Below are 25,496 nucleotides of genomic sequence, written 5' to 3'. Positions count from 1 at the left end.
TTCCCTTCAGTCGGAGACCAGTTCGATATGCGATGCGCCTCGCACGGCAGCCTCGGCGATATGCACGGCGGACATGGAATCGCGGCTACGGTCGAGCGCAATGTTGTAGGTGATGCGCGCGCCATAGGCGCCCGGCGCCTGCGGATCGACGCGCACCTTGTCGAAAACCAGCACGCGGCTTCCCAACGTGAAGCCTTCTTTCAGGTCATGCGTGACCATGAAGATCGTGAGCTTCGCTTCGCGCCACAGGTCGGAGAGCAGCTCATGCATGTCCTTGCGGATGCCGGGGTCGAGCGCGCCGAACGGTTCGTCGAGCAGCAGCACGCGAGGCTTCATCATCAGCGCTTGCGCGATCGCGAGGCGTTGCTGCATGCCGCCCGACAGCTGCTGCGGAAACTTGTTCAACGCAGCGCCCAGCCCGACGCGCTCGAGCATGGCCGCTGCCTCGTCTCGCGCCACGCGCCGACGGGCACCGAATAGCCGGCCGGTGAACTTCGCCTGTGGAAGCTCCAGCCCCAGCATCACGTTGCGCAACACGCTCAGATGGTCGAACACCGAGTAGCGTTGAAACACGACGCCGCGATGCCGGTCCGGTTCGCCGGGCAGCGGCTTGCCGTCCAGCAGGATCTCGCCGCGCGTCGCGCGCTCCTGACCCAGCAGCAGGCGCAGAAACGTCGACTTGCCGCAGCCGGAGGCGCCGACCATCGAACAGAACTCGCCTTCCTTGACGGTCAGATTCAAACGCTCGAGCACGACCTGGTCGCCGTACTCTTTCCAGACGTTGCGGACTTCGATCATCGCGCGCCTCCGTACCACGGGAAGCACCATTGCGTGATCCGGCGCAGCAGCTCGTCGGTGAGCCATGCGAGCAGCGTGATCCACGCGACGTACGGCAGGATCAGATCCATCGACAGATAGCGGCGCACGAGAAAGATGCGGTAGCCGAGGCCATCGGTCGATGCGATCGCTTCGGCGGCGATCAGAAAGAGCCACGCCGCGCCGAGAGAAAGACGCGTCGCCGCCAGCAGACGCGGCAGCAGTTGCGGCAGCACCAGACGCAGAATCAGCGTCCAGCTGGTGGCGCCGAGCGTCTGCGCCTTGACCCACAGCTCGACCGGAATCTCGCGGGCGCGAGCATGCAGATCGCGAATGATCACCGGCGTGATGCCGACGACGATCAGCACGACCTTCGACAACTCGTCGAGCCCGAACACGATGAACAGGACCGGCAGCACCGCCAGCGGCGGCACCATTGAGATCACGGTGATGAACGGCGACAGCGTCGCGCTGACGAGCGGCAACGAACCGGTCGCGATCGCGGCCACCAGTGCGATCACGGCACTGACGACAAGGCCGATGCCGAGCCGCCGCAAGCTCGACAGCGTGTCGGTCCACAACAGATACTCGCCGGTGCGCTTGTCCTCGGTGAAGGCGGCCGACTTCACCGCGTCGCTCATTTGCGCCGCGCTCGGCAGCAGCTTGTCATCGGGATTGAGCGAGAGTCGCATCGAGGACCCGGTGAAGTAGACCGCGAACAGCACGACGAACGGCAGCAGGAGCAGCATCAAGCCGCCGATCCGGCTCGGATGTCGATTGATGAGTCGCATGGTGAGCGCCTGGTTGGAAAGCTGGGATGCGAGCCCGCGATAGCGAGCCCCCGGCGAGTGCCTGGACGGTCCGTGTCAGAGCTTGCCCGCGGCCGCCATCGCGACGTAGGTCGGATCGAAACGCAGCTTGACGTTGTTCTTGTTGCCGACGACGACGCCCTTGTCGAACGCCATGCCGACCGCGTCCGCGCTCTTCGCGTCCTGTCCGAGCAGGCCGTGATCGAAAGAGAACTTCGCGACGCGCGTCATGATCTTCGGCATGTCGGCGCTGGTGACGAAGTCGAGCGCGGCTTGCGGCGAATAGAAGAGGGCGGTCGTCGCCAGTTGGCCCTTGAAGTTGGCGAGATCGGTGCCCGAGGCCTTCGCCATCGCGGTCAGCGCGGACGTGCTGGCCGCGGAGTCGGTGTGCATCAGCGCGACCATTTCGAACCATGCACCGGTCAGCGCTTTGCCGAGGGCGGGGTTCTGCTGCAACGTCTTCGTGTTGACGACCATCATGTCCATGATTTCGCCGGGGATCTTGCTGGAGTCGAAGACTTCGCTGACGTTCGGCTGCGACTTCAGATCGGCGAGCATCGGATTCCAGGTGACCGCGTTGTGAACCGTGGGGGTCGCGAATGCGCCCGAGATGTCGGCATCCGAGGTGTTCACGACCTTGAGGTCGCGCTCGCTCATGTGAGCGCTTTCGAGCGCGCGTGCGAGCAGGTAGTGGGAGACGGAAAACTGCACGAGGTTGACCTGTTGGCCCTTCAGGTCGGCGATCTGCTTGCCTTTGCCCTTCATCAGCACGCCGTCGTTGCCGTTCGAGTAGTCGCTGACGATCAGGGCCGTCGAATCCACGCCGCCGGAGGCGGGAATCGTGAGCGCGTCCATGTTGGTCATCGCGCAGCCGTCGAACTTGCCGGCCGTGTACTGATTGATGGACTCGACGTAGTCGTTCAGCTGCACGACGTCGACATTGATGCCGTATTTCCTGGCCCATTTGGACACGATGCCCTGGGTTTTCGCCTCACCCCACGGCATCCAGCCGGCGTAGATGGTCCAGCAGACCTTGAAGTCGTTGCGGCCCGCGGCGAACGTGGGGCTCGAGGCGAAGGTGGCGAGGGAGACGGCGGCAATGCCAAGACAGCGAACGAGCTTGAACATGGGTTGACCTCGGAGGGGACGGTTAGCGACGGCAGGGAGCAGCGCAAACATCGCGTTCTCTCCCGGGCTTTTGTCCCGCCGTGTAACCTCGCCTGAGGTCGACAGCTCTCGGACCAGCACCTGCGTGAAGCAGGCCGGAACCCTAGCCGTCCATTTCCAGATTGTTTGTCGAACCGGAGGTTGCGCCGGCTCCTTGCGCGCTCTTTAAAGCGGGAAGTGTGCCAGGGGCCATACCGCGGGTTGGTCGCTAGCTTTGTGCGGCGAAGGGCAAGTTTTTGCCCTGGGGCGGGGAAGGTGTGCACTGATGTGTGTCAGGGAGCGCACTCGTTTCGGGCGTGAGAGGACGGGTATCCGACTCAGCGATGCCAGATAAGATGCAACGGTCGTAGCGGGCTGCCTTGCTGCTCGCATGCGTCTGCGCCGTTCGAACCTGTTATTTGATGCCATCCCTATCGAATGCGAAACGAACCGCAAGTCAATGTCGTCCGGCAGATTCCGCGCAGCGTGTGGGTTCTAGGATGTGTGAGTCTTTTCATGGACATCTCATCCGAAATCATCCACAGCCTGCTGCCGATGTTTCTGCTGGCAAGCCTTGGCGCCGGCGCCGGCACGATTGGGCTCATCGAGGGCATCGCGGAGGCCACGGCCCAGATGGTCAAGGTGTTTTCGGGAACGCTGAGTGACTACCTCGGCAACCGAAAGTGGCTCGCCGTAGCAGGGTATTCGCTCGGCGCAATGAGCAAGCCGCTTTTTGCCATTGCGTCGTCGGTTGGAGTCGTGGTGACGGCGCGCGTCATTGACCGTGTCGGCAAGGGCATTCGCGGTGCGCCTCGCGATGCACTCATCGCGGATGTCACGCCGCAGCACCTGCGAGGCGCGGCCTTCGGCCTGCGCCAGTCGCTCGATACGGTCGGTGCGTTCCTCGGACCGCTGCTGGCCGTTCTCATCATGCTGATATGGGCAGATAATTTTCGGCTTGCCTTCTGGCTTGCCGTCATTCCCGGCGTGCTCGCGGTCGCGCTGTTGACGTTTGGTATCACGGAGCCTGAGCACGAGCCTCGCGCCAAAAGAAGCAATCCGGTGCGGTGGCAGAGTCTCAGGGAGCTTGGTTTGGACTACTGGTGGGTCGTAGGGATAGGCGCCGTTTTTGCGTTGGCGCGATTCAGCGAGGCTTTTCTGGTGCTTCGTGCGATGGGCAGCGGCGTACCGATTGCGCTCGTTCCGCTCGTCATGGTGGCAATGAATATCGTCTACGCGCTGTCCGCTTATCCGTTCGGGAAGCTCGCGGACACGATGCGCCATACACGGCTGCTGATAGGTGGTCTGATCGTGTTGATTGGCGCCGACCTCGTGCTTGCACACGGCACCCACTGGAGCATAGTCGTCGTAGGCGTAGCGCTGTGGGGGCTGCACATGGGGATGACGCAAGGCCTGCTCGCTACGATGGTCGCGCACACGGCACCTGCGCATCTGCGCGGGACCGCGTTCGGTTTCTTCAATCTGCTGAGCGGCATCGTGATGCTGGTTTCGAGCGTTATCGCAGGCCAGTTGTGGGAACGTCTGGGCGCAGCCACGACCTTTTATGCGGGCGCAGCCTTCGGTCTGATGACCGTGGTGCTGCTGCTCTTTCACCCGACACCGGCTCAATCTCTTCACGACCTGAGCTAACGTGGCATTGCCGGGGTATCCGTCTGGAAAATGCGCGCATTGTTGCCGCTATTTCCCCAACGTCGAGTGGTGTGTCGCTGCGTCTGCCTGAACTCGGATGCCCATCGGTCGTCAGGCTTCGTGGCAGCGTTTCAAAACAAAAAAGCCGCTGTCCTTGTGGGACAGCGGCTTTTTCTTGAAGCTGGTGGCGAATCAGGGACTCGAACCCCGGACCTGCGGATTATGATTCCGTCGCTCTAACCGACTGAGCTAATTCGCCGAAAGAAGCGAGATTATGCTGGGGCCACCGGGGGCTGTCAACCCCCGGCTCACAACTTTTTCAGATAGCTCCGGCTGTCGGTCCACTCAATCCTTCGCGTAGATATCCGAGTCCTTGGTTTCGCGCACGAACAGCATGCCGATCACGAAGGTGGCCACCGCGATGATGATCGGATACCAGAGCCCCGAGTAGATGTTGCCCTTCGCCGCGACGATCGCGAACGCGGTGGCCGGCAGGAAGCCGCCGAACCAGCCATTGCCGACGTGATACGGCAGCGACATCGACGTATAACGGATGCGCGTCGGGAACATCTCGACCAGCATCGCCGCGATCGGCCCGTAGACCATCGTCACGTAGATCACGAGGATCGTCAGGATCACGATGCTCATCGGCCAGTTGATCTGAGCCGGATCAGCCTTCGGCGGATAGCCGGCGGCCTTCAGCGTCGCGGCGAGCGTCTTCTCGAACGTCTTGGCTTGCTCCTTCGCGTCGGCGGCGCGGCCGTCGAACGTGTTGACGACCGTATCGCCCACGCGGATCTGCGCGATCGTGCCGGCAGGCGCCGCGACGTTGTCGTAGTTCAGGCCGGCTCGCGACAGCGCGCCCTTCGCGATGTCGCATGAGCTCGTGAACTTCGCCGTGCCCACCGGGTTGAACTGGAACGAGCACTCGGCCGGATCGGCGATCACGACGATCGGCGACTTCGCGGTTGCCGCTTCGAGCGCCGGGTTCGTGTAGTGCGTGAGCGCCTTGAACAGCGGGAAGTAGGTGAGTGCGGCGATCAGCAGGCCGGCCATGATGATCGGCTTGCGGCCGATGCGATCCGACAGCGAGCCGAAGAACAGGAAGAACGGCGTGCCGATCAGCAGCGCGAGCGCGATCATGATGTTGGCGCTCGAACCGTCGACCCTCAGCGTCTGCGTGAGGAAGAACAGCGTGTAGAACTGGCCCGTGTACCAGACGACAGCCTGGCCGGCCGTCAGGCCGAGCAGCGCGATAATCACGACCTTCAGGTTCTTCCATTGGCCGAACGCTTCGGAAAGCGGCGCCTTCGAGGTCTTGCCCTCGGCCTTGATGCGTGCGAACACCGGCGACTCATGCAGTTGCAGGCGAATCCACACCGACACCGCGAGCAGCAGGATCGACACGAGGAACGGAATCCGCCAGCCCCAGGCGCCGAAGGCGTCTTCGCCCATGAACGTGCGAATGCCGAGAATCACGAGCAGCGACAGGAACAGACCGAGCGTGGCGGTGGTCTGGATCCATGCGGTGTAGAAGCCGCGGCGGTTCGCCGGCGCGTGTTCGGCCACGTAGGTCGCGGCGCCGCCATACTCGCCGCCGAGCGCGAGACCCTGCAGCAGGCGCATCGCGATGAAGAGCACCGGCGAAGCGATGCCGATCGCCGCGTAGCCCGGCAGGAAGCCGATGAGGAACGTCGACAGGCCCATGATGACGATCGTGATCAGGAACGTGTACTTGCGCCCGACCATGTCGCCGAGCCGCCCGAATACGATCGCGCCGAACGGCCGCACCGCGAAGCCCGCCGCGAAGCTGAGCAGCGTGAAGATGAACGCCGCGGTCGGATTGACGCCGGAGAAGAAGCTCTTGCTGATGAAGGCCGCAAGCGAGCCGGCCAGATAGAAGTCGTACCACTCGAAAACCGTACCCAGCGACGATGCGAAGATCACCCGCTTCTCATCGCGCGTCATCGGCACGTGCGAGATTTTCCCGCCAACGGTAGCCATATTGTCGTCTCCAATATTGATATATCCACGGATCGCCGGCACAGCCGTTCCCGTGCAACCGATTATTGGAGTGGAAACTTACGGCGTTCTGACTCGGCGCCTGAACCTGGGGTAGTCCGGTAAGCCGACGAATAGGCGTTCAATTTCCGTTAACGTGCTTGTATGTCCGCGCAACCCGCGCTGAAATATCTCAAAAAACGCTGACCGTCAAGCTGACGATAGAGGCGCGTTAGGGTAAGTCCCGCCCCGTTCGAGCACGTGCAAGCTGACGCGCACCAGTGTGCCGGCGAGCCGCGGTGACTCCTGGTAGACGTTGTCGTCGACGGTGAGCTCGCCGCCGTGCATTGCCGCAATCTCGCGCACGATCGCGAGGCCGAGGCCGCTGCCGTCGCCCTCGCGGCCCAGAATCCGGTAAAAGCGCTCGACCACACGCGAGCGCTCGCTGGCCGGAATGCCGAGCCCGGTGTCCTCGACTTCCAGTTGCACGAGCCGCGCGGGGGCGTCGTGCCGCACGCGCACGGTGATGCGGCCGCCCGCCGGCGTATAGCGGATCGCGTTGTCGATCAGGTTCGACAGCATTTCACGCAGCATCACCGGATTGCCGGCGACTTCGACCGGCGCGCCGGGCGCTTCGTAGCCGATGTCCATCTGCTTCGCGAGCGCGGCCTGCACCCATTCGCGCACCGCGCTGCGCGCGAGTTCGCCGAGTTCGACCGGCGTGAAGATCTGTCCCGACCGACGGTTTTCCGCGCGCGCCAGCGCGAGCAATTGCGTGACGAGCCGCGCGGCCTGCTCGGAGCTCGTTGCGATCTGTTCGAGCGAGCGACGAACCTCGGCCGACGCGTTCTGGCGCAGCGCGAGCTCGGCCTGGGTGCGCAGGCCGGCCAGCGGCGTTTTCATCTGATGCGCGGCGTCGGCGATGAAGCGCTTCTGCAGCTCCATGTTCTGTTCGAGGCGCGTGAGCAGATCGTTGAACGACGTGACGAGCGGCTCGATTTCCGGCGGCGCGCGGCGCGCTTCGAGCGGCGACAGATCGTCCGGCCGGCGCGCGCGGATATGCGCCTGCAGCGCATGCAGCGGCTCGAGCCCGCGCGACAGTCCGAACCACACGAGCAGGATCGCGAGCGGCAGGATCACGAACTGCGGCAGGATCACGCCCTTGATGATGTCGTTGGCGAGCTGGCTGCGCTTGTCGAGCGTTTCGGCGACCTGTACGAGCACGGCCTGCGCGCCCGGCGTCTGCGGAAACTCGACGGTCGTGTAGGCGACGCGGATGTCGTTGCCGCGCAGCACGTCGTCGCGGAATTCGACGAGGCCCGGTGGCGGGCGGTCCTCCTCGCGCGGCAGCGGCATGTCACGCTCGCCGGCCACGAGCTCGCCGCGCGTGCCGAGCACCTGAAAGAACACGCTGTCGACGTTGTCGGCGCGCAGGAAATCGCGCGTCGACTCGGGCAGCGACAGCTCCGCGACGCCGTTGACCGGATGGATCTGGCGCGCGAGCACGTAGGCGTCGGTTTCGAGCGCGCGGTCGAACGGCCCGTTCGCGATCGACTTCGCGACCAGGTAGGTGACCGCGAGGCTCATCGGCCACAGCAGCAGCAGCGGCGCGAGCATCCAGTCGAGAATTTCGCCGAACAGCGAGCGCGGACGCGCTTCGGCGGCGGCTTCGGTTTCGTCGGGCGCGGCGAACGGATTGGCGTAGCGCGCGTCGCGCGCCTCGTCGAGGTCCGCCGCGTGCGCCGTGGCGCGATCAGCGCGTGCGGACATCGCTGGCCTCTATTTGTAGTGGTGGCTCGCCGGCATCGCGGTGGACGACGGCGCGGTGGACGATTGTGCCGCTTGTGCCGTCTGCGGCTCGGAGCCGGCCGGGGTGGCGGGCGCGCTCGCATTTGCCGGCGGCGCCGCTTTTTCGAGACAGTAGCCGAGCCCGCGCACGGTGATGATGCGCACGCCGCTCGGTTCGATCTTCTTGCGCAGCCGGTGCACGTAGACTTCGATCGCGTTGTTGCTGACTTCCTCGCCCCATTCGCATAGATGGTCGACGAGCTGCTCTTTCGAGACCAGCCGGCCGATCCGTTGCAGCAGCACTTCGAGCAGCCCGAGTTCGCGCGCGGACAGATCGATCGCCTGGTCGTTGACGTAGGCGATGCGGCCCACCTGATCGAACGACAGCGAGCCATGCCGCACGACGGTCGGGCCGCCGCCCGCGCCGCGCCGTGTCAGCGCGCGCACGCGCGCTTCGAGTTCGTTCAGCGCGAAGGGCTTGGCCATGTAATCGTCGGCGCCGAGGTCGAGGCCTTTGACGCGTTCGTCGACGCTATCGGCGGCGGTCAGGATCAGCACGGGCAGGTTCGAATTGCGCGCGCGCAGGCGGCGCAGCACCTCGAGCCCGGACATGCGCGGCAGGCCCAGATCGAGGATCAATAGGTCGAACGTCTGCATTGACAACGCGGTATCGGCTTCTACGCCGCTTTTCACGTGATCGACCGCATAGGCCGATTGGCGGAGTGATCGAACCAGACCATCCGCGAGTATGCTGTCGTCTTCGGCAATCAGAATTCGCATGATGCGCCAGCCTGGCTTTGCCGGCACCGTGGGGTTGCCCCGGCGCGCAGCGGTCTCCGAACATTATTGTGGGTAGTTGGGGCGATGCGACAGTAAAAGATGCGCGTTCGCATCACAATCGCGCTTGCCAAAACTACTGTTTTTTTATACAGTGTCTGCGTTTCGTGTGATGTCCTGGAGACTCCGCTCGATTCGAGTGGAACCACGGGTGCACATCTGTCTCAGACGCCGTTCATCATAGCAAAGGACGATTCATGGAAGAAAGCAAGAAAGGCTCGGCTGGACTGACTGCTGAAAAGAGCAAGGCTCTCGCCGCCGCGCTCGCGCAGATCGAAAAGCAGTTCGGCAAAGGGTCGGTCATGCGGCTCGGCGCAGGTGAGGCAGTCGAAGACATCCAGGTGGTCTCCACCGGATCGCTCGGCCTCGACATCGCACTGGGCGTCGGCGGTTTGCCGCGCGGCCGCGTGGTCGAAATCTACGGTCCGGAATCGTCCGGTAAAACCACGCTGACGCTGCAGGTCGTCGCCGAAATGCAGAAGCTCGGCGGCACCGCGGCGTTCATCGACGCGGAACACGCGCTGGACATTCAATACGCGGGCAAGCTCGGCGTGAACGTCGCCGACCTGCTGGTCTCGCAGCCGGACACCGGCGAACAGGCGCTCGAAATCGCCGACGCGCTGGTGCGCTCGGGCTCGATCGACATGATCGTGATCGACTCGGTCGCGGCGCTGGTGCCGAAGGCGGAAATCGAAGGCGAAATGGGCGACTCGCTGCCGGGTCTGCAGGCGCGTCTGATGTCGCAGGCGCTGCGCAAGCTGACCGGCACGATCAAGCGCACGAACTGCCTCGTGATCTTCATCAATCAGATCCGCATGAAGATCGGCGTGATGTTCGGCAACCCGGAAACCACCACGGGCGGTAATGCGCTGAAGTTCTACGCGTCGGTGCGTCTCGACATTCGCCGCATCGGCTCGATCAAGAAGAACGACGAAGTGATCGGCAACGAAACGCGCGTGAAGGTCGTCAAGAACAAGGTGGCGCCGCCGTTCCGTGAAGCGATTTTCGACATCCTGTACGGCGAGGGCATCTCGCGTCAGGGCGAAATCATCGACCTCGGCGTGCAGGCGAAGATCGTCGACAAGGCCGGCGCATGGTACAGCTACAGCGGCGAGCGGATTGGTCAGGGCAAGGACAACGCGCGTGAATTCCTGCGCGAAAATCCGGATATCGCTCGCGAAATCGAGAACCGTATCCGCGAATCGCTGGGCGTTACCGCGATGGCGAACGCCGTGACCGGCGCGGACGCTGAAGTCGCGGGCGAAGAAGAGTAAGCATCAAGTGATACGCAAAGGCCGGCCGCTGTCCGGTTTCGACTCCGGACGCTATCCGGACGGCCCGCGCGACGCGGCGGACGGATCGCCTGAGTCCGGCGAACCGTTCGACGCACATGACCGCGCCGCGGGCCGCGGCCCGCAGCGTACGCGGTCTGCGCCCGCTGCAGCGTCGTCCAGCCGGGATTCCTCCGGACTCGGTTCCCCAATCCCCTCCGAGGTCACCTACACCCGCTCGCGTCGCCAACCCGGCGAAGAGAAGCCGGGCCAGTCCGACAAAGACGACAGCAGAAAATCCCAACGCCCCGCCCGTTCGCTGAAAGCGCGCGCGCTCGGCTATCTGTCGCGCCGCGAATATAGCCGCGCCGATCTCGCCCGCAAGCTGAAGCCTTACGTCGAGGAAACCGATTCGCTCGACACGGTGCTCGACGCGCTGCAGGCCGAAAACTGGCTATCCGACTCGCGCTTCGCGGAAAGCCTGATCCATCGGCGCGCATCGCGGCTCGGCGCGAACCGCATTCTCGGCGAACTGAAGCAACACGCGCTCAACCCGGCGCTCGTCGAAGAGGCGAGCGCGCAATTGCGCGAAACCGAACTCGCGCGTGCCCAGGCGGTCTGGCGCAAGAAGTTCGGCCAGTTGCCGCAAACGCCGGCCGAGCGCGCGAAGCAGGCACGCTTTCTCGCGTCGCGCGGCTTCTCCGGCGCGACGATCGGCAAGATCCTGAAGGGTATCGACGACATCGGGGACGGCGACTAACACGCCAGTCTCGACGGGTAGGGCAATTACCGCGCCGTAACCTGGCGCCAGGCCGTGCGCAATCGGGGCTGTCCCAAATACCCGTTATGCTAAACTCCAGAAGTTTTCCAATCCGGCCTTTCCTTCCCGCATGTCGCTCTCCCCGCCAGTGTCCCGTCAGTTGCGCCATCGTCGCGCAATCAGAGCGGAAGCTTACGAGCGAGCCGATGGCCTGTGGGATGTGGAAGCGTGCCTGACCGACGAAAAGCCACGCGATGTCGCGCTTGCGTCGGGTGTCCGGCCCAATGGTCAGCCGATCCATGAACTCTGGCTTCGCATCACCATCGATCGCAAGCTCAATGTCGTCAACGCCGAGGCGTCGTCCGACTGGGTGCCCTATCCAGGGTTGTGCCAGGCCAGCAATCCCGCCTATCGTGCCCTCATCGGGCTCAATCTGTTCCACAACTTCCGTCGCGATGCTGCCCGTTTGCTGGCCGGCACGGCCGGTTGCACGCATCTCACCGAGCTGTGCGCGATCCTGCCGACCGCCGCGATCCAGGCGTTCGCCGGCGACGTATGGAACACCGATGACGGCACGCCGGGTGCGGACGCGGGTTCGGGAGACGAATCGTCTGACGGCACAGGCGAGTATTCCAACGACAAACCGCCATTCCAGCTGGGACGCTGCCACGCGCTGCGTTTCGACGGCGAGGCGGTGAAACAGTTTTATCCGCGCTGGTATGGTCATGCACCGCGTCCGGCGGAACGCGCGGCCTCGTCGGACGGCGCGGCGGCTCGCGAACGAAGCGGCGACGCGTCGGCCTGAACGGCGGCAACGGAATCGAAGTTCTATCCAACTCTCAGACTGAAGGGAATCACGCATGAAGATTCACGAGTACCAGGGTAAGGAAATCCTGCGGAAATTCGGCGTCGCGGTACCGCGCGGCAAGCCGGTCTTCTCGGTGGATGATGCGGTCAAGGCCGCGGAAGAGCTGGGCGGCCCGGTGTGGGTCGTGAAGGCTCAGATCCACGCGGGTGGCCGTGGCAAGGGCGGCGGCGTCAAGGTCGCCAAGTCGCTGGAACAGGTTCGCGAGTACTCGAACCAGATCCTCGGCATGCAGCTCGTCACGCACCAGACCGGTCCGGAAGGCCAGAAGGTGAACCGTCTGCTGATCGAAGAAGGCGCCGACATCAAGAAGGAACTGTATGTCGGTCTCGTGATCGATCGCGTTTCGCAGAAGATCGTCGTGATGGCGTCGAGCGAAGGCGGCATGGACGTCGAAGAAGTCGCGGAAAAGACGCCTGAGCTGATCCACAAGGTTGCCGTCGATCCGTCGACTGGCCTGAAGGACTCGGAAGCAGACGACCTCGCGAAGAAGATCGGCGTGCCCGACGCTTCGATCCCGCAAGCTCGCGCGATCCTGCAAGGCCTGTACAAGGCATTCTGGGAAACCGACGCATCGCTCGCCGAAATCAACCCGCTGATCCTGACCGGCGACGGCAAGGTCATCGCACTCGACGCGAAGTTCAACTTCGACTCGAACGCGCTGTTCCGTCACCCGGAAATCGTCGCGTACCGCGATCTGGACGAAGAAGATCCGGCTGAAATCGAAGCGTCGAAGTTCGACCTCGCGTACATCTCGCTCGACGGCAACATCGGCTGTCTGGTGAACGGCGCCGGCCTCGCAATGGCAACGATGGACACCATCAAGCTGTTCGGCGGCGAACCGGCGAACTTCCTCGACGTCGGCGGAGGAGCTACGACCGAGAAGGTCACCGAAGCGTTCAAGATCATGCTGAAGAACCCGAACCTGACCGCGATTCTGGTCAACATCTTCGGTGGCATCATGCGCTGCGACGTGATCGCGGAAGGCGTGATCGCGGCCTCGAAGGCCGTGTCGCTGAAGGTGCCGCTCGTGGTCCGCATGAAGGGCACGAACGAAGACCTGGGCAAGAAGATGCTCGCCGAATCCGGCCTGCCGATCATCTCGGCGGACAGCATGGAAGAGGCGGCTCAGAAGGTCGTCGCGGCTGCTTCGGGCAAGGCGTAAGCCAGCTGTCCACGGCGCATTTACCAGCTCATTTGCCAGGTTTACGAGTGGCGGCGCGCAAGCGACACAGGCGTGAAGCATCGCGCCGAGTGGCGCTACCGCGCGACGCCAAACGAACAGAGGTCAATACATGTCGATTCTGATCAACAAAGACACCAAGGTCATCACGCAGGGCATCACCGGCAAGACCGGTCAGTTCCACACGCGTGCTTGCCGTGAATACGCAAACGGCCGCGAAGCGTACGTCGCGGGCGTGAACCCGAAACGCGCCGGCGAAGATTTCGAAGGCATCCCCATCTACGCGAGCGTCGCTGAAGCCAAGGCTGAGACGGGCGCGAGCGTGTCGGTGATTTACGTTCCGCCGGCAGGCGCTGCCGCCGCAATCTGGGAAGCAGTCGAAGCCGACCTGGATCTCGCAATCTGTATCACGGAAGGCATTCCCGTCCGTGACATGATCGAGATCAAGGACCGTATGCGTCGCGAAAACCGCAAGACGCTGCTGCTCGGACCGAACTGCCCGGGCACGATCACGCCGGACGAGCTGAAGATCGGCATCATGCCGGGTCACATCCATCGCAAGGGCCGCATCGGCGTCGTGTCGCGTTCGGGCACGCTGACGTATGAAGCAGTCGGCCAGCTGACCTCGATCGGCCTCGGCCAGTCGTCGGCAGTCGGCATCGGCGGCGACCCCATCAATGGTCTGAAGCACATCGACGTGATGAAGATGTTCAACGACGATCCGGAAACGGACGCCGTCATCATGATCGGCGAAATCGGCGGTCCGGACGAGGCGAACGCCGCGCACTGGATCAAGGACAACATGAAGAAGCCGGTGGTTGGCTTCATCGCTGGCGTCACGGCGCCTCCGGGCAAGCGCATGGGCCACGCCGGCGCGCTGATCTCGGGCGGTGCGGACACCGCCGAAGCGAAGCTGGAAATCATGGACGCGTGCGGTATCAAGGTCACGAAGAACCCGTCGGAAATGGCGCGTCTTCTGAAGGCGATGCTGTAAATCGAATTCGTGTGCCGTTGGCGCGCGATTTTGATATGCTTACGAACTCCTTTCGTGAGCGGGCGGTCCCGAAAAGCGGCGGAGTGCAGACTCCCCCGCTTTTTTTTATCCGCGCTTGCGCCGCGGTTCTGTCCGCGCGGTCGATTTTTTCTTATGCTTTTTTCCATGCTCGAATTCTTCACGACCCTCCATTGGGGCTCGGTCTTTCAGATCATCGTCATCGACGTTCTGCTTGGCGGCGATAACGCGGTCGTCATTGCGCTCGCCTGCCGCAACCTGCCGCAGTCGCAGCGCGTGCGTGGCATCGTGTGGGGGACCGCCGGCGCGATCGCGCTGCGCGTCGTGCTGATCGCGTTCGCGGTCGTGCTGCTCGACGTGCCGTTCCTGAAGTTCGCGGGCGGCTTGCTGCTGCTGTGGATCGGCGTGCGCCTGCTCGCGCCGGCGCACGACGCTCACGACAACGTGACGCCGGCCGACAAGCTGATCTCGGCGGTGAAGACGATCATCATCGCGGATGCGGTGATGAGCGTCGACAACGTGATCGCGATCGCGGGCGCGGCCGAAGCCGCGGAGCACGAGCACCGGTTGGCTTTGGTGATCTTTGGCCTCGTCGTGAGCATTCCGCTGATCGTGTGGGGCAGCCAGCTGATTCTGAAGCTGCTCGATCGCTTTCCGGGCATCGTACTGTTCGGCGCGGGCCTGCTCGGCTGGATCGCGGGTGGTCTGATGGTCAACGACCCGGCCGGCGACCGCTGGCCGATCCTCGACACGTCAGTCGCCGAATACGGGATGAGCATCGCGGGCGCGCTGTTCGTCGTGATCGTCGGTTATCTGTTGAAGCGCCGTAACGCGAAACGTGCGGCGGTGTGAGCATGGTGCTGACAGTGCATCGCTGCCTGATTCGAGATGCCGTCCGAATGCAAGCCTGGCCATCCGGCTGACTGTGACGCGCGAGCTTCGCTCGCTACGATTGAAACGCCTGTTCCCGATCCACGGGCCAGGCGTTTCTCGTATCAGGAGTCTGCCGATGATCGTTACCCTGCCATATTCCCCATACTCTCAATCGACGCAATCCTCGCGTAGGTCGCGCCGCGCACGCTGGCGCGCGAGCTGGTTCGCGCGCATCTGCCGCCGCTGCGGCGTCGGCTTCACGCTGATCGAGTTGATGATCGTGCTCGCGATCGTCGGCGTGATCGCGGCTTACGCGATTCCCGCGTATCAGGACTATCTGGCGCGCAGCCGGGTCGGCGAGGGCTTGTCGCTCGCGGCGTCGGCGCGGCTCGCGGTGGCCGAAAACGCCGCGAGCGGCAACGCGTTCAGCGGCGGTTATGCGTCGCCGCCCGCCACGCGCAACGTCGAGTCCATCCAGATCGACGACGACACTGGTCAGATCACGATTACGTACTCGACGCGTGTCGCGCAGGCCGGCGCAAACACCATGACGCTGGTGCCGTCGGTCCCGGACAACGTCGATGCGCCGAGCGCGCGAGTCGCGTTGAGCAAGGACGCGGTGCAGACCGGCGCGCTGGCGTGGGAATGCTTTGCGAGCGGCAAGAGCGCGTCGTCGTTGCCGGCGCCGGGTTCGGGGCCGATGCCAGGCGAGGCGCCGACGCTCGCCGCGAATCTGGCGCCGCCCGAATGCCGTTCATAAGGGGCAAATGAGTGAGTGAACGAGACAGCAGCCGAGCGCTGACTGGATGAGTCGAAGCCACAACGTAAAAGGCTGATTTTCAGCCTATTTCGGCCGGACCGGCGCACAGTGCCACGAAATTTTTGTATAGTGCGCCGGTTGCTGACGCCCACCGTTGATTCGATGCCCACCCCTTTCGCGCGCTACCTGTCTCTCGTACTGCTGGCTCTTGCGTTGATCCTGCCCTACGCGGTTGCCAACCATACGTATCCGATCCCAACCTTCTACGCCGAATTCACCACGCTCGCGCTGTTTCTGCTGACCGGGGCGGCCGTCGTGCTGCTGGTCGCGACCACCCGGCCGCGCGTGAGCTTCGCGTCGCCCACGGTCGCGCTCGTACCTTTGCTGTTCGGCCTCGTGCTGGTCGTGCAGACGCTGGTGCTGCCGGTCGCGGAGCCATCGATGAACTGGCTCGGCGCGGGCTTCCTGCTCGCTGCGTGGATGGCCGTGCATGTGGGCTACGGCTTCACGCGCGTGAAGCTCGACGAGACCGCGTTGCGCTGGGCGGCGGGGGCGTTGATCGTCGGCGGTCTGTTCGCGGTGTTCAGTCAGGTGATCCAGCTGTTTCACCTCGAGGCGCGCGTGGCTCCGCTCGTCGTCGCGTACAACATAACCGTCGAGCGCCGGCCGTTCGGCAACATGGCGCAGGCGAACCACCTCGCGACGTATATCGCGTTCGCGATGGCGGGCGCGCTGTACCTCGTGCAGACGCGCCGCATCGCGGTGCCCATCTGGCTGCTCGTGTCGACGATTTTCTCGGTCGGCCTCGCGCTGACCGTGTCGCGGGGTCCATGGCTGCAGATGGGCGTGATCGTCGTCGCCGGCTTCTGGATGGCCTTCGCGCAGACTCGCAACGAACCGCAATTGCGCCGTAGCAACCGTGAATGGCTGGTGCCGATCGCGCTCGCGGTGCTGTTTTTCGTGGTCAATGCGCTGATCCGCTGGGCCAACGTGCGCTTTCATCTCGAACTCGCGCAGTCGGCGGCCGAACGCTTCCAGGATGCCGGCCAGATCGCGCCGCGCCTCGCGCTGTGGAAATACGGCTGGACGATGTTCAAGCAGCATCCGCTGCTCGGCGTCGGCTGGGGCGAATTTCCGAGCCATCAGTTCGAGCTCGTCAAGCAGCTGGGCGGCGTCGAAATCGCCAACAACTCGCACGACATTTTCGTCGACCTGCTCGCGAAAACCGGTCTGATCGGTCTCGCGATCGTGCTCGTGGGTCTCGTCGCGTGGCTCGTGCGCGTCGTGCGTGCGCCGCAAAGCGCCGCGCGCGTGTTCGGCATCGCGCTGATCGGCGTGCTGACGATGCATGCGCTCGTCGAGTATCCGCAGCAGTACATGTTCTTCCTGTTGCCCGCGATGTTCGTGTTCGGCCTGCTCGAAACGCGGCCGTTGCGCGCGGTGCCGGCGAATCTGTCGCTCGGCGCGTTCGCGGTGGTGGTGTTCGGCGGACTCGCCGCGCTGTATCCGGTGTATCGCGACTATGCGCGTGCCGAGGTGCTCTACTACGGCGCGCGTCCGGCCGAGCAGTACAGCGCCGATCCGTCGTTCATGTTCGGCGCGTGGGGCGAATACGGTCTCGCGACGCTGCAGCCGATGAATCCGCTGAACCTGCAGCGCAAGCTCGCGATGCACAAGCAGGCGATCGCCCTGTTGCCGGGCGAGACGGTGCTGCGTCGCTACGCGGTGCTGCAGGCGCTGACCGGCGATACCGCGGCGGCGCTCGATACGGTCGAACGCTTGCGGATCTTCGCCGAGGAATTGAAAGACTGGCCGGCGCAGCTCGGTTATCTCTACCAGCTCGTCGACGAGCAGAAGTCGCTCGCGGGCTTCAAGCAGCAGTTGGTGAAGCGCTACGGCACACCGGCCGATGCGACGCCGGATGACGACAGCGACGACGATTGATCGGACCGTGGAAGCTTAGGCGTGCTGGCGCCGCGGCTTCCTCCCTTCAAAGTTCAAAGCTCGGAATACTTCGCGGCCGTGCCTTTCGCCTTGTCGATGGGGTAGCGCGCTTCGTTCAGCTTCAGTTTTTCCGCTGCCGCGTCGACGAGATCGAAGCCGGCGGTATGGGCGACCAGCAGCAGATACATGAACACGTCGGCGCACTCGTGCCTGAGGTTCGTCGATTGCGCGGGATCGCCGAGCAGCGCGTCGATCTGCGCATCGGTCTTCCACTGAATCGTCTCCAACAGCTCACCGGCTTCGATGCCGGTGGAGACGATCAGGTTGCGCAGCGTGTGAAACTGCCGCCAGTCGCGCGCGTCGCGAAACGCCAGTAGCTGCTCGAGCAGTTCGTCGATGGTCATGTTGCTATCCGGATAGTTGTCGAACCGCACGTCAAGCTTGTGCGATCCAATCCCCCGATTTCCCGCCATGCTTTTCCATCACCTTCACATCGGTGATGGTCATGCCGCGATCCACCGCCTTGCACATGTCGTACACGGTCAGCAGCCCGATCTGCACGGCGGTAAGCGCCTCCATTTCGACGCCCGTGCGTCCAAACGTCTCGACCTGGACCGTGCAATGCACGCCGGGCATCTGCTCGTCGAGTTCGAAATCGGCCTTCACGCGTGTCAGCGCGAGCGGATGACACAGCGGAATCAGTTCGGCGGTGCGCTTCGAGGCCTGGATCGCCGCGATCCGCGCGATGCCGATCACGTCGCCCTTTTTGGCGTTGCCGTCGCGGATCAGCGCGAACGTGTCGGGCAGCATGCGGATCGAGCCACGCGCGATCGCGATGCGCCTGGTCTCCTGCTTGCCGCCGACGTCCACCATATGCGCGTCACCGGCCGCATCGAAATGAGTGAGTTCAGGCATGGTTGACTCCTTCAGAGGGCGCCTATCATAGCAGTGCGGCGCGGCCTCGAATCGTCGCGGCGACTGATTACATTTGCGCTGTGTCGTGCTTTGAGTTTTGCCTCGTACGCGTCCTGCGACGCCCTTGCCCGTTATCTTAGTCCGGGCCACGGGCGGCGTTTTTCGACTTCGTCAGGCCGGCTTCGCGATGCATCCAAAACGATTCCTCGCTGCGTTGCTATCCGTCGCGCTCGCGATGCCGCCGGGCGCGCTCGCGCAATCGACGGGCGGGGCGGCCATCGTGCCGGGAACGTCATCGTCCGAGGCGCCGCTCGTGAGCGGCCCGAGCGACGCGCATGCCGATCCGATCCTGCCGCCCGACATCGCGCGCGGCGTGTTCGGCACCTACGGCGGCGCGCAGAGTCGCTTTTCCAATGGCGGCGGTAGCGGTGGCACTGGCGGCAAAACCGGCAGCAACGACTGGCGCGCGCCGATCGTCGCTCAGCAGTTGCCCGATCTCGGCAGCGGCGGCGCCGGCTCGCTGACTCCACAGGCCGAACGCAAGCTCGGCGAGCGCGTGATGCGTGAGATACGCCGCGACCCCGACTATCTCGACGACTGGCTCGTGCGCGACTATCTTAATTCGGTTGCCGCCAAGCTAGCGGCAGCGGCCAGCGCGCTGTACATCGGCGGTTATCGTCCGGATTTCGAGCTGTTCGCGGTGCGCGACGCGCAGATCAACGCGTTTTCGCTGCCGGGCGGTTTCATCGGCGTGAACACGGGGCTGATCGTGACGACGCAAACGGAGTCCGAGCTCGCGTCGGTGCTGGGTCACGAGATGGGGCACGTGCTGCAGCGGCACATCTCGCGGATGATCTCGAACGGCGAGCGCGGCGGCTACGCGGCGCTCGTCGGTGTGCTGTTCGGCGTGCTGGCAGGCGTGCTCGCGCATAGCGGCGACCTCGGCAGCGCGATCGCGCTCGGCAGCGAGGCGTATGCGGTCGACAGCCAACTGCGCTTCTCGCGATCGGCCGAGCAGGAGGCGGACCGCGTCGGTTTTCTGCTGCTCGCCGGCGCCGGTTACGATCCCTACGCGATGCCCACGTTCTTCCACCGGCTCGACCGCGCGGCGATGAACGAAAACGGCGTTCCGGCCTATGCGCGCACGCATCCGCTGACCGTCGAGCGGATCGCCGACATGGAGGACCGCGCGCGCGGCGCGCCGTATCGGCAACCGCATCAGGATCCCGAGTACGGCTTCGTGCGGGCGCGCTCGCGTCTGTTGCAGGACCGTTCGCGCAGCGAATACGCGGACGAGATTTCGCGATTGCGCTCGGAAATCGAGGACCGCACCGCGCTGAACGTCGCGGCGAACTGGTACGGCATCGCTTACGGGCAGATGCTGCTCGAGCGCTACGACGACGCGGCGGCCTCGCTCGCGAACGCGCGCGCGACGTTCGTCTCGGACTCGCGTGCGCAAGGCGAGCCCGAGCGCGATTCGCCGAGCCTCGACGTGCTCGCGACCGACATCGCACGGAGTGCCGGTCACGCCGACGAAGCCGCGCGTCTCGCCGAGCTCGCGCAGAAGCGCTGGCCGCAATCGAACGCGGCGATCGACATGCATATCCGCACGCTGTTGACGCTGCATCGCTTCACCGACGCGCAGGCGCTCGCGAAGCAGGAGACCAGGGCGCATCCCGATCAACCCGCGTGGTGGCTCTATCTCGCGCAGGCGAGCGCGGGCAGTGGCGATGCATTGACGCAGCATCGCGCGATGGCGGAGAAGTTCGCGCTGGAGGGCGCGTGGCCATCGGCGATCCGGCAGCTGAAGGACGCGCGCGACCTGAAGACGATCGGCTATTACGACCTCGCGACCGTCGACGCGCGCCTGCACGAGATGGAGAGCCGCTACAAGGAGGAGCGGCTCGACGAGAAAGGGTAGGGTGGACGTGAACGCGCGCCGCTGCGCGCGTCAGACCTGAGCCGCCGGGCTCGCAACGAAGCCAAAGCGCGCGGCCACCTGATCGCGTCGCACGCTTTGCAGCGGCAAGGTGCGCTGAACACTCCAGTGGAACGCACCGCTCAATGAGCCATCGTCGGCGAGCGTCGCGTGATCGGAGAAGATCTCGAGGTCGTGATCGTGCAGCACCGCGATACGTGCTGGCTGCGAGCGATCGGCAAACAGAATGCCGCCGTCTTCATCCGCGAACACCGCCGCCGGCTCGAACGCGCCGCCGCCCTGGTCGTGCAGCGCGAGCGTTCCATCCGCGTGCGCGGACAATCTGACCACCCACGGCGTATAAGCCAGCTCGACATACACGCGCTGTGGTCCGTTCTGAAAAAACCACTGCCCGCGCTCATCGGCCTCGTAGTTCCGGTTGATGAAGCCAAGCAGCGCCTCATGCCGGATCGGCACGCCGGGCGCGCCGCTCGCCTGGGCCGCTTCGTCGCGCATGCGCCAGTTGCCGCGCCGGTCGAGCATCAGCCAGCCGGTGCAACTCGGCACGTTCGGCCATTTGGCGAGCGCCTGTTTGACGATGTCATCCATGATCGACGTGTCGCTCCAGATAGCCGAACACGCGCCGCGACAGCCAGTCGATGCGGCCCGGGAACGGCCCGGTCATGAAGCCCGCGTGGCCGCCGTGCTCAGGCTGATAAAGCTCGACCGCCGCCGACACCTCGTGCCGCGACGGCAGCGCTTCGGCCGGCAGGAACGGGTCGTTGCGCGCGTTGAGCACGAGCGTCGGCACCTGAATGTGCGGCAGCAGCGGGCGGGTGGTTGCGGTGCTCCAGTAGTCGTCGGTATCGCGAAAGCCGTGCAGCGGCGCGGTCACGACGTTGTCGAACTCGTACATCGTGCGGCTCGCGAGCATCGCGTCGCGATCGAACAGGCCCGGGAACTGCTCGAGCTTCTGGTTGGCCTTGTGTTTCAGCGTCTTCAGGAAGCTGCGCGTGTAGACGAGGCCGAAGCCCTGCGACAGCGCACGGCCGCCCGCATGGACGTCGATCGGTGTCGAAATCGCGGCAGCGGCGGCTACCACCCGCGCCGCATCGGCCTGCCGCTCACCGAGCCAGCGCAGCAGCACGTTGCCGCCGAGCGACACGCCCGCCGCGACCACCGACCCGCGATGCGCGGCGCGCAGGCGGCGCAGGATCCAGTCGACCTCGTTGCTGTCGGCGAGATGGTAGAAGCGCGGCAGCCGGTTCAGCGGGCCGCTGCAACTGCGAAAGTGCGGCACCACGCCGTGCCAGCCGTATTCGCGCGCGGCGGCCATCAGCGCGACCGCGTAGTGCGACGACGAACTGCCTTCCAGGCCGTGAAACAGCACGAAGAGCGGCGCGGTGTCGGTGGGCGGAGTATCGTGCGCGACCCAGTCGAGATCGATGAAATCGCCGTCCGGGGTGTCCCAGCGCTCACGGCGAAACGATACCGCGGGGCGGCGCGCGAACAGCGACGGGACGATCGTCTGCACATGCCGGTTCGGCAGCCAGAGCGGCGCGCGGTACAGCAGCTCGACGGTCGCCTCGACGGCGGCCGCCACCTTGACGCGGGCCGTACCGGAGGAAGCGGGTTTATGTGGCGTCGAACTCATACCGGCGGAAAAGCGAGAAAACGTGATTCTGAATCTGTCGTGGTGCCGCGCGTCAGTGCAGCGGACCCTGGCCATGCCGCATCTTCGTCGCGAACTGGCTGGCGGTCTCGTTCGGCATCGGGCTTGCGTGAATATGCGCAATGCGCCATTCGCCGCGTTCATGCACCAGCACGTAGGTGGTAAAGACCATCGCGGGCGTGGCGGTCGGGTCGGCCGGACGATGTGCTTCGGCAATCGCATAGACGACGGTGCCGAGGCTGTCGTAGACGCGGATGTCGAGCGGCTCGATCGACACCGGCAGCGCTTCGAGCTGGACCTGCAAGCCATTGCGGATGCTCTCGAGGCCGTGCAGATGCGAGCCGTCCGCGCAGATGCAGCTGACGAACTCCTCATCGATCCACAAGCCCATCAAGCTGTCGATATTGACCTCGGCGACGGCCTGATAGTAGGCGTTCAGGGTATCGGCGGCGGCTTCGAAGATATGGGCAAAACGTGGCATGGCTCGTCAGTCTCTTGTGCGCGGCGCGCGGTTGCGGGTCAGCGGTAGCGGGACGGTCCAGAGCGCCGGACCATCGCCCCCGGCGTCAGCTTGCCCGTGCCGCAAGGCGCGAACATGACGCGACGCGCTCGGGGCGTGCGGTGTTGCGTGCAAGTACCAGTCGGCTCAGCGCTGCGCGAGCAGCATGCCGCGCAAATCGCCGAAAACCTGCTCGGCGCTCAGCTGCTTCAGACAGTTCAGATGACCGAGTGGGCACTCGCGCTCAAAACAGGGGCTGCATTCGAGATGAAGCCATTGTACCTTCGCGAGCTCGGACAAGGGCGGGGTGTGGCGCGGATCGGTCGAACCGTAGACGGCCACGAGCGGGCGGCGCAGCGCGGCGGCGACGTGCATCAGTCCGGAGTCGTTGGTGACGACCGCGTTGGCCCGCGAGATCAGCGCGCAAGCCTCGCCGAGTGCGGTCTGGCCGCACAGGTTGCGCACGTTCGGCGCTTTCTCGGCGATCGCCTGCGCGAGCGGCGCGTCTTTCGGCGAGCCGAGCGCGACGATTTGCGTGTACGGGAACGACTGGCCGACCATCTGCGCGAGCGACGCGAAGTGCTCGGGCGGCCAGCGCTTCGCGGGACCGTATTCGGCGCCGGGGCAGAACACCAGCAGCGGCACGCGCGTATCGAGATTGAAGCGCGCCGACACGCGCGAGGCCTCGTTCAGGTCCGTGTCGAGGCGCGGCATCGGCAGATCTTCGGGGACCTTGGCGCCTGGCGCATAGGCGAGGGCGGCGTAGTGGCCGACCATCGGCGGGCGGGCGCCCTTGCGCGGATTCGCGTGACGCACGTTCAGCACGCCGTAGCGACTCTCGCCGGTGTAGCCGATGCGCAGCGGAATGCCCGCCAGCCACGGAATCAGCCCCGACTTGAACGAATTCGGCAGCACGTAGGCCGCGTCGTAGCCGACGTCGCGCAGATCGCTCGACAGCTGCCAGCGGCGCAGCATCTGCAGCTTGCCGTGGGCGAGATCGGTCGCGTAGACGTCGCGGATTTCCGGCATGCGTTCGAGCACGGGTGCGACCCAGCTGGGCGCGACCGCGTCGATGACGATGCGCGGATGCAATTTCACGAGGCGCGCAAACAGCGGCTGCGCCATCAATGCGTCACCGATCCAGTTCGGTGCGATAACCAACGCGCGACGCATCAGAGTGAGTGTCCGGTGTCGATAACAAGCGCCGCGCGCGCGATGCGCGCGGCACTCGGATAGGTAAATGGGGAAAGCGGAAAGCCGCACGGCGCGATGCCGTTTGGCCACACGCGCCGCGATGGCGGCGCGGCGGCGGTGCGGCCGCACGGGTCGTGCGGTCGAGCCTGCGGCGCGGCGAGCGCGTGATTCAAAACCCGCGCCTCGTGCCGCGCAAGCTGGTTCAGAACCGCTCGATGCGTTGGATCAATGGCCCTTGATCACTTCGCCGTCGCGCAGCTTGTAACGCGTGCTGCAATACGGGCAACGCGCTTCGCCGTGCGACACGTCGATGAAAACGCGCGGATGCGCGCTCCAGCGCGGCATGGCCGGGTTCGGACAATACGCCGGCAGATCTTTTGCCGACAGTTCGACCAGCGGCATTTCCTTGATTTCGCTCATGAGACTTTCTCGTTGTATGCGGGGTGCTTACAGTGCGCCGCCGTTGGGCTGCGCGGGGCATCTCGAAACGGCGCTCAGATCTTCGTGAGCCAGTGCGCGTATTTCGCGCTCCTGCCGTTCACGACGTCGAAGAAAGCCGACTGCAGCTTTTCGGTGATCGGGCCGCGCGCGCCAGCGCCGATCGTGCGGTTGTCGAGCTCGCGGATCGGCGTGACTTCGGCCGCCGTGCCGGTGAAGAACGCTTCGTCGCAGGTATAGACTTCGTCGCGCGTGATGCGCTTTTCGATCACCTGCAGGTCCATGTCGCGCGCGAGCGTGATGACGGTGTCGCGCGTGATGCCGTCGAGGCACGACGACAGATCAGGCGTGTACAGCTTGCCGTTGTTGACGAGGAAGAAGTTCTCGCCCGAGCCTTCCGACACGTAGCCGTCGACGTCGAGCAACAGCGCTTCGTCGTAGCCGTCGGCGATCGCTTCCTGGTTCGCGAGGATCGAGTTCACGTACCAGCCCGACGCCTTCGCGCGCACCATCGACACGTTCACGTGATGGCGCGTGAACGACGACGTCTTTACGCGGATGCCCTTGGTGATGCCGTCTTCGCCAAGGTATGCGCCCCACGGCCACGCGGCGATCGCGACGTGAATCGTGTTGCCCTTGGCCGACACGCCGAGCTTTTCCGAGCCGACCCAGATGATCGGGCGCAGATAGCACGAATCGAGCTTGTTCTCGCGAACCACTTCGCGCTGCGCGGCGGCGAGCGTTTCATGGTCGAACGGCACGTTCATCTGGAAGATCTTCGCCGAGTTCAGAAGGCGCTTGGTGTGCTCCTGCAGGCGGAAAATCGCGGTGGCGCCGTCGGCCGTCTTGTAAGCGCGCACGCCCTCGAACACGCCCATGCCGTAGTGCAGCGTATGGGTGAGCACGTGGATTTTGGCATCACGCCACTCGATGAGCTTGCCATCCATCCAGATCTTGCCGTCGCGGTCGGCCATTGACATACGGTTCTCCAGCAGGTGCGTTATGAGGTGCGGCCATGAGCGCAGGACATGGCCGGGAGCGCTATTTTAGCGTCTTTTGCACACACCACGGGCATTTGGGCGCACCCCGGACGCTATAATCCAGCGCACGCATAAATCAAATCCGGATGCGCCAGCGGGTGGTCT

Annotated in this window: 24 protein-coding genes, 1 tRNA gene and 1 riboswitch; of the genes, 10 read left to right on the top strand and 15 right to left on the bottom strand. The window is 64.5% G+C overall.

Translation table 11 applies throughout. The annotated features are described in order from the left end of the window. Positions 1-6: 6 nt before the first annotated feature. From F6X39_RS09395 to F6X39_RS09385, 3 genes are all read right to left on the bottom strand, one after another. A complete protein-coding gene (locus F6X39_RS09395; RefSeq protein WP_187616419.1) occupies positions 7-798 on the bottom strand; it encodes an ABC transporter ATP-binding protein in 792 nt (263 codons plus the stop codon). Next, a complete protein-coding gene (locus tag F6X39_RS09390; RefSeq protein ID WP_090801751.1) occupies positions 795-1,607 on the bottom strand; it encodes an ABC transporter permease in 813 nt (270 codons plus the stop codon). Before F6X39_RS09390 ends, F6X39_RS09395 begins: the two co-directional genes overlap by 4 nt. Before the next feature lie 75 nt (positions 1,608-1,682). Beyond that, the gene (locus tag F6X39_RS09385; protein WP_187616418.1) at positions 1,683-2,753 is read right to left on the bottom strand and encodes a putative urea ABC transporter substrate-binding protein; all 1,071 of its coding nucleotides are present in this window, start codon (positions 2,751-2,753) and stop codon (positions 1,683-1,685) included. Positions 2,754-2,810: 57 nt separating this feature from the next. Beyond that, a riboswitch (guanidine-I (ykkC/yxkD leader) is annotated at positions 2,811-2,910 on the bottom strand. A gap of 299 nt (positions 2,911-3,209) precedes the next feature. Between F6X39_RS09385 and F6X39_RS09380 the strand changes: the two genes are divergently transcribed. Further along, positions 3,210-4,421: an MFS transporter gene (locus F6X39_RS09380; RefSeq protein ID WP_187616417.1), complete on the top strand. Its 1,212-nt coding sequence runs from the start codon at positions 3,210-3,212 to the stop codon at positions 4,419-4,421. A 182-nt stretch (positions 4,422-4,603) separates the two neighbouring features. Here the strand turns inward: F6X39_RS09380 and F6X39_RS09375 are convergent. The 4 genes from F6X39_RS09375 to F6X39_RS09360 all read right to left on the bottom strand — a co-directional run bounded on the left by F6X39_RS09375 (position 4,604) and on the right by F6X39_RS09360 (position 8,990). Beyond that, positions 4,604-4,680 (bottom strand) — tRNA-Met (locus F6X39_RS09375). An 86-nt stretch (positions 4,681-4,766) separates the two neighbouring features. Continuing rightward, positions 4,767-6,425: an MFS transporter gene (locus F6X39_RS09370; RefSeq protein WP_187616416.1), complete on the bottom strand. Its 1,659-nt coding sequence runs from the start codon at positions 6,423-6,425 to the stop codon at positions 4,767-4,769. A gap of 207 nt (positions 6,426-6,632) precedes the next feature. Further along, complete coding sequence (locus F6X39_RS09365; protein ID WP_187616415.1) at positions 6,633-8,192, bottom strand: sensor histidine kinase; 1,560 nt, start codon at positions 8,190-8,192, stop codon at positions 6,633-6,635. Positions 8,193-8,201: 9 nt separating this feature from the next. Next, a complete protein-coding gene (locus F6X39_RS09360) occupies positions 8,202-8,990 on the bottom strand; it encodes a response regulator transcription factor (protein ID WP_184022986.1) in 789 nt (262 codons plus the stop codon). 254 nt (positions 8,991-9,244) lie between these two features. On the opposite strand from F6X39_RS09360, the gene recA reads away from it, so the two are divergent. The 8 genes from recA (at position 9,245) to F6X39_RS09320 (ending at position 17,715) form a co-directional block, all read left to right on the top strand. Next, positions 9,245-10,321 carry a recombinase RecA gene (gene recA / locus F6X39_RS09355; RefSeq protein WP_018421721.1) on the top strand — a complete coding sequence of 359 codons (1,077 nt, stop codon included), beginning with the start codon at positions 9,245-9,247 and terminating at the stop codon, positions 10,319-10,321. A gap of 7 nt (positions 10,322-10,328) precedes the next feature. Next, positions 10,329-11,078, top strand: coding sequence for a recombination regulator RecX (gene recX / locus F6X39_RS09350; protein ID WP_187616414.1), 750 nt, complete (start codon positions 10,329-10,331; stop codon positions 11,076-11,078). A 130-nt stretch (positions 11,079-11,208) separates the two neighbouring features. Continuing rightward, the gene (locus tag F6X39_RS09345) at positions 11,209-11,883 is read left to right on the top strand and encodes a DUF2889 domain-containing protein (RefSeq protein ID WP_187616413.1); all 675 of its coding nucleotides are present in this window, start codon (positions 11,209-11,211) and stop codon (positions 11,881-11,883) included. A gap of 55 nt (positions 11,884-11,938) precedes the next feature. Then, positions 11,939-13,108, top strand: coding sequence for an ADP-forming succinate--CoA ligase subunit beta (sucC, locus tag F6X39_RS09340; RefSeq protein ID WP_013090442.1), 1,170 nt, complete (start codon positions 11,939-11,941; stop codon positions 13,106-13,108). Positions 13,109-13,238: 130 nt separating this feature from the next. After that, positions 13,239-14,120, top strand: coding sequence for a succinate--CoA ligase subunit alpha (gene sucD, locus F6X39_RS09335; RefSeq protein ID WP_187616412.1), 882 nt, complete (start codon positions 13,239-13,241; stop codon positions 14,118-14,120). Positions 14,121-14,285: 165 nt separating this feature from the next. Beyond that, entirely contained in the window at positions 14,286-14,990 is a 705-nt protein-coding gene (locus tag F6X39_RS09330; protein ID WP_187616450.1) for a TerC family protein, read from the top strand. Positions 14,991-15,147: 157 nt separating this feature from the next. Then, positions 15,148-15,771, top strand: a complete 624-nt coding sequence (locus F6X39_RS09325; protein WP_187616411.1) for a pilin — start codon at positions 15,148-15,150, stop codon at positions 15,769-15,771. Between the two features lie 162 nt (positions 15,772-15,933). Beyond that, positions 15,934-17,715 (top strand): PglL family O-oligosaccharyltransferase, encoded by a 1,782-nt coding sequence (locus F6X39_RS09320; RefSeq protein ID WP_187616410.1) that lies wholly within the window; start codon positions 15,934-15,936, stop codon positions 17,713-17,715. A 53-nt stretch (positions 17,716-17,768) separates the two neighbouring features. On the opposite strand, the gene F6X39_RS09315 is transcribed toward F6X39_RS09320, so the two are convergent. Together F6X39_RS09315 and moaC are read right to left on the bottom strand one after the other, a co-directional pair. After that, positions 17,769-18,119 (bottom strand): nucleotide pyrophosphohydrolase, encoded by a 351-nt coding sequence (locus tag F6X39_RS09315; RefSeq protein ID WP_090805453.1) that lies wholly within the window; start codon positions 18,117-18,119, stop codon positions 17,769-17,771. A gap of 31 nt (positions 18,120-18,150) precedes the next feature. Further along, positions 18,151-18,630 (bottom strand): cyclic pyranopterin monophosphate synthase MoaC, encoded by a 480-nt coding sequence (gene moaC / locus F6X39_RS09310; protein ID WP_187616409.1) that lies wholly within the window; start codon positions 18,628-18,630, stop codon positions 18,151-18,153. Between the two features lie 187 nt (positions 18,631-18,817). On the opposite strand from moaC, the gene F6X39_RS09305 reads away from it, so the two are divergent. Continuing rightward, a complete protein-coding gene (locus F6X39_RS09305) occupies positions 18,818-20,551 on the top strand; it encodes a M48 family metalloprotease (RefSeq protein ID WP_187616408.1) in 1,734 nt (577 codons plus the stop codon). A 30-nt stretch (positions 20,552-20,581) separates the two neighbouring features. Here the strand turns inward: F6X39_RS09305 and F6X39_RS09300 are convergent, their stop codons facing one another. The 6 genes from F6X39_RS09300 to F6X39_RS09275 all read right to left on the bottom strand — a co-directional run bounded on the left by F6X39_RS09300 (position 20,582) and on the right by F6X39_RS09275 (position 25,331). Further along, positions 20,582-21,157, bottom strand: a complete 576-nt coding sequence (locus F6X39_RS09300) for a DUF2946 family protein (protein ID WP_090801733.1) — start codon at positions 21,155-21,157, stop codon at positions 20,582-20,584. Continuing rightward, positions 21,150-22,202, bottom strand: a complete 1,053-nt coding sequence (locus F6X39_RS09295) for a hydrolase (protein WP_187616407.1) — start codon at positions 22,200-22,202, stop codon at positions 21,150-21,152. The genes F6X39_RS09300 and F6X39_RS09295 overlap by 8 nt, the downstream gene beginning before the upstream one ends. A gap of 52 nt (positions 22,203-22,254) precedes the next feature. Then, on the bottom strand, positions 22,255-22,701 hold the full coding sequence (locus tag F6X39_RS09290) for a nuclear transport factor 2 family protein (protein ID WP_184022998.1): 447 nt from the start codon (positions 22,699-22,701) through the stop codon (positions 22,255-22,257). 165 nt (positions 22,702-22,866) lie between these two features. Next, positions 22,867-23,892, bottom strand: a complete 1,026-nt coding sequence (waaF, locus tag F6X39_RS09285) for a lipopolysaccharide heptosyltransferase II (protein ID WP_187616406.1) — start codon at positions 23,890-23,892, stop codon at positions 22,867-22,869. A 246-nt stretch (positions 23,893-24,138) separates the two neighbouring features. After that, positions 24,139-24,333 (bottom strand): zinc-finger domain-containing protein, encoded by a 195-nt coding sequence (locus F6X39_RS09280; protein ID WP_008920434.1) that lies wholly within the window; start codon positions 24,331-24,333, stop codon positions 24,139-24,141. Positions 24,334-24,407: 74 nt separating this feature from the next. Continuing rightward, positions 24,408-25,331 carry a branched-chain amino acid transaminase gene (locus tag F6X39_RS09275; protein ID WP_184066533.1) on the bottom strand — a complete coding sequence of 308 codons (924 nt, stop codon included), beginning with the start codon at positions 25,329-25,331 and terminating at the stop codon, positions 24,408-24,410. Between the last annotated feature and the right edge of the window lie 165 nt (positions 25,332-25,496).

Source organism: Paraburkholderia sp. UCT2, from assembly GCF_014397665.1.
GTDB lineage: Bacteria > Pseudomonadota > Gammaproteobacteria > Burkholderiales > Burkholderiaceae > Paraburkholderia > Paraburkholderia tuberum.
Note: the sequence above shows the minus strand (reverse complement) of the source record. Positions and strands in the feature narration are given on the sequence as shown.